The sequence below is a fragment of the Staphylococcus sp. EG-SA-2 genome (assembly GCF_017152085.1).
Window position 1 is genome coordinate 1 of the sequence record NZ_JACYHC010001291.1, and the last position, 606, is coordinate 606.

Consider the following 606-nt stretch of genomic DNA (forward strand, 5'->3'; position numbering starts at 1 on the left):
AGTATTTTTCAATTGAATTACTTAGTGCCAATTGTTGCGTATAGGCTTCATCTAATGTAGATGTCATCACAGCACCTTTATTTACTGCGTTACTACTAAAGAACATCTTGCTAAATCTTAGTTTTTCTAACATGGCATTCGCCATTTCACCTACAAACGCTTCTGTAATATGGCGCATTTCACCACCAATTAAATAGACACGAAAATGTGCTGTTTGTTTTTCCAACAAAATTTTATACACTGGCAAACAATTCGTAATAATTGTGAGCGTATGATGATTGACTTCTTCCGCTAATAGTTCCACTGTTGTTCCCGGTCCGAAAAACAAAGTATCCCCATCTTCAATTAATGATGCAGCTTTTTTAGCTATAAATCGTTTTTCTGCAATTTGACGGGTATGTTTTTCTTTATGCGATATTTCTTTATACTGAAATGTTGAATTACTGCGTGCACCACCATGAATCTTCGTTAAAATCCCTTTATTTTCCAACTCAATTAAATCTCTTCGAACTGTCATATCAGACACATTTAAACCTTCGACGATTTCATTCGTTCTTATCGTGCCCTTTTTATTCACTAGTTTAGCAATTTCGTCCAAACGTTCAT

Annotated in this window: 1 protein-coding gene; it reads right to left on the reverse strand. The window is 34.8% G+C overall.

The genetic code is table 11. From position 1 onward, the window contains the following. The coding region (locus IDG60_RS28340; RefSeq protein ID WP_206161137.1) for a DeoR/GlpR family DNA-binding transcription regulator at positions 1-606 on the reverse strand (606 nt) is incomplete at both ends.